7 protein-coding genes are annotated in these 4,729 nt (G+C 38.0%); 4 read left to right on the top strand and 3 right to left on the bottom strand.

Annotated elements, in window-relative coordinates; translation table 11 throughout:
* Positions 1 to 29 precede the first annotated feature (29 nt).
* Positions 30 to 1,253 carry an amidohydrolase family protein gene (locus J7J33_04425; GenBank protein MCD6168534.1) on the bottom strand — a complete coding sequence of 408 codons (1,224 nt, stop codon included), beginning with the start codon at positions 1,251 to 1,253 and terminating at the stop codon, positions 30 to 32.
* A gap of 132 nt (positions 1,254 to 1,385) precedes the next feature.
* On the opposite strand from J7J33_04425, the gene J7J33_04420 reads away from it, so the two are divergent.
* From J7J33_04420 to J7J33_04410, 3 genes are read left to right on the top strand one after another with little or no spacing between them, the layout of a single operon-like run.
* Positions 1,386 to 1,760: a DUF2089 domain-containing protein gene (locus J7J33_04420; protein MCD6168533.1), complete on the top strand. Its 375-nt coding sequence runs from the start codon at positions 1,386 to 1,388 to the stop codon at positions 1,758 to 1,760.
* Between the two features lies 1 nt (position 1,761).
* Positions 1,762 to 2,136 (top strand): hypothetical protein, encoded by a 375-nt coding sequence (locus tag J7J33_04415; protein MCD6168532.1) that lies wholly within the window; start codon positions 1,762 to 1,764, stop codon positions 2,134 to 2,136.
* Between the two features lie 35 nt (positions 2,137 to 2,171).
* Positions 2,172 to 2,657 (top strand): hypothetical protein, encoded by a 486-nt coding sequence (locus J7J33_04410; protein MCD6168531.1) that lies wholly within the window; start codon positions 2,172 to 2,174, stop codon positions 2,655 to 2,657.
* Here the strand turns inward: J7J33_04410 and J7J33_04405 are convergent, their stop codons facing one another.
* A complete protein-coding gene (locus tag J7J33_04405) occupies positions 2,658 to 4,022 on the bottom strand; it encodes an MATE family efflux transporter (protein ID MCD6168530.1) in 1,365 nt (454 codons plus the stop codon).
* Positions 4,019 to 4,450: a MarR family transcriptional regulator gene (locus tag J7J33_04400; GenBank protein ID MCD6168529.1), complete on the bottom strand. Its 432-nt coding sequence runs from the start codon at positions 4,448 to 4,450 to the stop codon at positions 4,019 to 4,021. Before J7J33_04400 ends, J7J33_04405 begins: the two co-directional genes overlap by 4 nt.
* Before the next feature lie 61 nt (positions 4,451 to 4,511).
* On the opposite strand from J7J33_04400, the gene J7J33_04395 reads away from it, so the two are divergent.
* Positions 4,512 to 4,729, top strand: a 218-nt coding sequence (locus J7J33_04395) for an alanine racemase (GenBank protein ID MCD6168528.1), incomplete at its 3' end; no start/stop codon positions are given.

The raw sequence follows: 4,729 nt of genomic DNA, 5'->3' as shown, positions 1-4,729 counted from the left end.
TTTAAGTATAGACCTTTATTAAAAGAAACCTATAGTATTTCTCCTTTCTTCTCAAGCTTTGCTATGAGTTTTCCTTTCCTAAAGACAAGTCTCCCCGGTCTTGTTCTTAAAGCTTCTGATTCTGTTTTGGCAAAGATTATGTTGAAATCTGCAGTATTCCCTTCCTTTATTCCATAGTCATTGAGTCTCATAATCTTTTTAGAATTTTTCGTTATCATATCAAAGATAATTCCCACCTTATCTGTGGAGTTATACTGAGCTACATAAGCCATGAGAAGCCCATAATCAAGGGGATCTCCTGTTCCAAATAAGTGGAATCCATCGCATATTGTATCCTGCGCAGTGGCAACATTCACACCTGCCTCCACAAGTTCTCTAACCCTTGTAACTCCCCTTGTTCTTGGTTCAGGATCAACCCCCATTATAGCAAGCACCTGAGGATTAACACACACATTGAAATCGGCAAGTTTAAGTAGTTCTATCACCTTCTTTGCATGGGCATCGTTCTGGTATGCAAGGGATGTACAGTGTCCTCCTGTAACCCTTCCCTGATAACCCTCCTGTATGCTTCTAAACGCTGTATATTCAAGAGATTGTGCAAAAGGATCCTTTGCTTGATCTATGTGCATATCAATATCGGCATCAAACTTCTCTGCAAGCTCAAAAACAAAATCAACATGTCTTATGGATTCAGAGGATATCCACTCTGCGGCAGGCATTCCTCCAACAACATCTGCCCCCATCTTCATAGCTTCATACATAAGTTCCTCTGTGCCTTTGTCTCTGAATATTCCCTCCTGAGGAAAGGCAACAAGCTGAACATCTGCAATATCCTTTGTCTCTTCCTTTGCAAGAAGACACCCCTCAAGAGCAGTTAAACCACAATAGGTATCTATATCCACATGCCCTCTTATCTTTGTCACTCCATACTTTACAGAATCTCTTATTGCTCTTACTGCTCTCTCTTTAACATCTTCCTTTGTATAGTTTCTCTTAATCTCATGCATTATCTTTATTGATTCTTCAAGGGTCTCCTCCCTTCCAAATCTACCAGAGAGAGCTGTAAAGGCTTTATCTATATGGAGGTGTGTGTTAACAAAGGTTGGGGTTACAAGATTTCCATCCGCATCAATCACCTCATCTGCTTTAACATTAAGGTTTTTCCCGATATTTACAAATTTTCCATCTTTGATAAAGAGGTCTACATTTTCCTTCCACCCCCTAACCTTTGCGTTTTTTACAAGTAAAGACATAGGATCCTCCTTAATGTAAGTATTTTTCAGAATAATTTTATCAAAACTTGACAATTGTATCAAAATGATTTAAATATTTACTTGACAAGATTAAAAAATTTAATATAATATCTTAAAAAGATTAAGGAGGTGATGAAAATTATTAAAGGTCTACCAAGATGTCCTGTATGTGGAGAGGAGATGGTTGTAGAGAGATTAAGATGCCCTACATGTGGTATCAGTGTGGAGGGTGAATTTTTAACAAACCCATTTACATATTTAAAAGATGATGAGGTAAACTTTCTCCTTGTGTTTCTTAAGGCAAGGGGAAACATAAAGGAGGTGGAAAGAATCCTTGGAATCTCCTATCCAACGGTGAGGAACAGACTAAACAATGTATTAAAATCCCTGGGAATTGCACCTGAAGAGGAAGAGGAAAAGGTGGATGTGAAAGAAATCTTGGAGAAACTTGATAAAGGGGAGATCTCCCCTGAAGAGGCAAAGAAACTTTTAAAGAAAGGAGGATGAAATGAAGGAGGAGATTTTAAAGATTTTAAAGATGGTTGAGGAAGGAAAACTCACAAAGGATGAAGCTGTTGAGCTAATTGAGGCGTTGAAGGAAACTGAAAAGGAAGAGAAGGTGATTCCTTCAAAAAAGAGATTTCTTAGGATAAGGGTAACAAAGCAGGGTAAACCAACGGTAAATGTCACACTTCCCTTCTCCCTTGTAAAGTGGGGAATCTCCCTCGCACAGAAAATGGGTCATAAGAATTTAACTGTGGAGGGGAAAGAGATACCTGTGGATTTAAATAAACTCAATGAAGCTTTGAAAGATCCAGATTTTAAAGGGAAAATAATAGATGTCACAGATGAGGAGAAGCATGTAGAATTAGAGATTGTATAACTTGACAGCGAACATTTGTTTGATATAATGGATGCATGATGGTGACAAAGATTCTATCAAATGATGAATTGATGGAGGGAACTGGGTTAAGCAGGGAGGAACTCTCAGAAGTTTTTAAAAGAGAGGGTAAGATAAGGATAAGGATTAAAGAGACTCTTTACAACTTCTATCCAGTGGTTGGAGAGGTAAGGGCGGGGAAGCCTCTCTACATTGATGGGAAGATATACGAGTGGAGGGGCGTCCCTGATACAAGGGGTGACTTCTGGTTTAGAGTAAAGGGTGATTCAATGATAGGTTCAGGAATATTTCCCGGAGATTATCTCCTCGTTGATAGAAAACTTGATCCAAAAAGTGGAGACATTGTTGTTGCATCTGTTGATGGAGAGCTTACAGTAAAAAGGTACAGGATTGTGGATGGAAGTGCCTATCTTATTCCAGAAAATAGAAAATATGAGTGGATAAAGATGGATAAAAACACTGTAATTGTTGGAGTTGTTGTTCACCTTTCACGGGATATGTAGTTATGTGAGCACATGCTGTTTAAAGTTAGCTTTCTTAATGAAACTTATCCATAAAAATAGTGCCTTAAAAGCCGTATCAAGGACCACAGCATACCATGCTCCTGCAATGCCAAGACCCATAACCTTTACAAAGAGGTAGGAGAAGGGAATTCTTATAAGCCATACCCCAATACCAGTTGAAATCATTGGAGTTTTTGTGTTTCCTCCACCTCTGAAGGCACCACTTAAAATAAATATTGTTGCAAGAAGAGGCTGTGCAAGAGATACGATTCTTACTGCAGTTCTTGCCTGGTTTATCACATCTATCTCCCTTGTGAATATTCTTATAAGGAGATCTGGAAAGAAGAAGAGTAGAATCCCAACGCTTCCCATAAGTACCACTGTTATCTTCATTGCCTCATACGCAACCTTTTTCGCCTTCTCCATCTCACCAAAACCAACAACCTGACCTACAAGGGTTGTTGTGGCAATGGCAAAACCAAGCCCTGCATTGAAGGAGAGGGATTCAACATTTATTGCAATCCTGTGGGCTGCATATCCCTTTGGTCCAAGAGTAAGCACAATTGTCGCAAAGATGAGATTTCCAAATGTAAACATAAACCTTTCAATAGATGCCGGGAAACCTATGGATAGAATCTTACCTATTATAAAGAAATCGGGCTTTGGAAATCCGAAACTAAGCCTTACTTTTCCTTTCTTATTAAACAATACAAACAGATAGATTATAACACTTACACCTCTTGAGAGAGAGGTCGCTATTGCCGCTCCAGTTACTCCAAGGGCTGGAAAACCAAACTTTCCGAATATAAGGCAGTAGTCAAGAAATATGTTTAATGTGTTGGCAAAGGCAGTAATTTTAAAAGGTGATTTTGTATCACCAAACCCTCTGAGTATTGCACCAAACATGAAGGGAAGCACAAATACAAAGGAGGGAGCCAGTATCCAGAAGAAGTAACTTGAGGCAAAGTTTTTAAGCTCCGGTGTGGTATTAAATAGAGAGAAAATCTTATCTGAAAAGAAAATGGGAACCAGTGCAAAGACTATTGACACAAATATACCAAGATATATTGACTGATACGCTGAATACCTTGCCTTCTCCTCTCTCTTTGCCCCAACATTCTGGGAAATAAGAACCACTGTTCCTATGTTAAGGGAGAACATGACAGCCATGAATACGAATATAACCTGATTTGAAAGCCCAACGCCAGCAAGAGCGGTGGAACCAATATAACCAACAAATGCCATATCCACAAAGGAAAATATTGTCCTGAAAAGATTCTCACCAACAGCTGGAAGAGATAAGCTTATAATCTTTCTTCTTATTGCCTCTGGACGAGTTAAATCCTCTTTTGTTATCCTTATCATTTCTTCTTCAGTATCTCCTTCACCCTTTTAATGGATTCGTAAATCTCTTTCACTTTTTCTTCTGGAAGTTCTTTAACTATCTCTTTTAGCCTTTCCTTCCTTAAGGTTAGGAGTTTTTCTGTAAGTTTTTTCCCTTTATCAGTTAACTCCACAAGAACAACTCTTCTATCTCTCTCATCCCTTCTTCTTTTCACCAATGAGAGTTTTACAAGTCTATCCACAAGAGATGTAATCGTTGAATTCCTCACATCAAGGCTCTTTGCAAGATTCCCTGAACTTAAAACTTTTTCTCTGTATAGAGTAGTCAATATATAAAAATGGGATAGACCAAGATCAAGTCTTATCATCTCCCTCTTTAAATCTCTGTTTAAAATCTTATTTATCTCTCTTAGATTCTCATCTATCTCTTTTACATAATTTATTCTCATATTCTAAATTTTAGATTATCTAAATATTTTTGTCAATGATTTTTTAAGTTATACTTTAACTATGGAAATAAAAGACATTGACACACCGTTTGTTTATGTTGATTTAGAGAAACTTGAGGAAAATATAAGGGATATGGCAAATTTCTCTAAGGAAAATAAAGTTTCCCTTCGCCCCATGGTAAAGACCCACAAAAGTATATGGATAGGAAAACTTCAGGAAAAGTATGGGATAGATGGAATCCAGTGTGCAAAGATAGGAGAGGCAGAGGTCTTTAGTGA

This window comes from Caldisericia bacterium (genome assembly GCA_021158845.1).
GTDB lineage: Bacteria > Caldisericota > Caldisericia > B22-G15 > B22-G15 > B22-G15.
Note: the sequence above shows the minus strand (reverse complement) of the source record. Positions and strands in the feature narration are given on the sequence as shown.